Origin of the sequence: Rhizobium sp. WYCCWR10014 (assembly GCF_001657485.1) — a bacterium.
GTDB lineage: Bacteria > Pseudomonadota > Alphaproteobacteria > Rhizobiales > Rhizobiaceae > Rhizobium.
Map to the genome: position 1 here is coordinate 1 of NZ_LXFU01000004.1, position 1439 is coordinate 1439.

At 56.4% G+C, this 1439-nt stretch carries 1 pseudogene; it reads right to left on the reverse strand.

The window, feature by feature from the left end:
* Positions 1-27 precede the first annotated feature (27 nt).
* Positions 28-1394: pseudogene (locus A6U98_RS35360) on the reverse strand (IS3 family transposase).
* Positions 1395-1439 lie beyond the last annotated feature (45 nt).

Sequence of the window (1439 nt, forward strand, 5' to 3'; positions counted from 1 at the left end):
TGAACTGACCCCAATAAGTTGGACGGTTTAAAGGCTGGTTAGATTTAAGGGCTGAGTTCTGTATTGCACAGGGCTCAGCCCTTTGAGTTTCAACTTGATGCGCTGATGATTGTAGTAGTGGATGTAGTCGTCGATGCCGTCTTTCAGGCTTTTGATGCTGACGAAGCGATTGGGATGAAAGAGCTCGGATTTAAGGGTGGCAAAGAAGCTTTCCATGGCGGCGTTGTCGAGGCAATTGCCTTTGCGTGACATGCTCTGGGCGATGCCGCATTTTTGAAGCTGTCGCTGATAGGCTGGCATCTGGTAGTGCCATCCCTGATCGGAGTGCAGGATCGGCTTGTCATTGCTCCCCAGCCGGCTCAAGGCTTTGTTCAACATGCTTTCCACCAGTTTGAAGACCGGCCTTGTGGTCGTCTCGTAGGCGATGATCTCGCCATTGTAGAGGTCCATGACCGGCGAGAGATAGAGCTTCTCGCCGGCGACCTTGAACTCGGTGACGTCGGTGACCCATTTCTGATTGGCTGCCTGCGCAGTGAACTGCCGTTTGACGAGGTCGGGGGCTGTGCGCCCGACGTCACCTTTGTAGGAGCGGTATTTCTTCGGCCGTACCAGCGATTTCAATCCCATCTCGACCATCAGGCGCTGGACCGTCTTATGATTGACCGTCTGCCCGAGCTGGCGGATCGCCGCCGTCACCCGGCGATAGCCGTAGCAGCCCTTGTGAGCCTCGAAGATGGCTTTGATCCTGTCCTTGAGCGCAGCATGCCTGTCGGCCAGCTGCGACATCCTTTGCCGGTAGTAGAACGTGCTGCGGGAAAGGCCCGAAAGCTTCAGCACGTCGTCAAGCGGATAGAGTGGCCTTAACGCCTGGACGACTTGCGCTTTTTGAGCGCTGGTTGCTTGCGCGTTAAGGCCTCGAGTTTTTTTAGGTAGTCGTTCTCCATGCGCAGATAGTTCAGTTCCGACAGCAGTTCTTCGCGGCTCTTCGCCTCGTCGCTCTGCAAAGCTTGCGGCTCCCGGGGGATCGGCGGCTCGGACATCGATCGGGGGCCTCCTTTGCGGCGTGAGGTCAGTGCATCAATCCCACCAGTCTCGTAGCGTCGCTCCCAATCCGAAAGGCAACCCTTATTGCGGATGTCGAACAGCGCCGCCGTCTGGCGGTAGGAGAGCCCATCCTTCCACATCCGCTGGAGAACCGATAGCTTGAATGCTGCATCGTAGTGGCTGAACTTCTTCGCAAGACCTGGAACCCCATGCGCCTCATAGCTTGCTACCCATTTGCGAACCGTCCCATGGTCTACCGCGAAGTGCGCGCCGACCTCCCGAGCACTACGCTCGCCCTTCTCATAAAACTCCACAACAGAAAGCTTAAAAGCCAGGCTGTGATTGGACATGCAAAACCCCCGAAGGTGGATGTCCAACTTTCGGGGGTCAGTTCA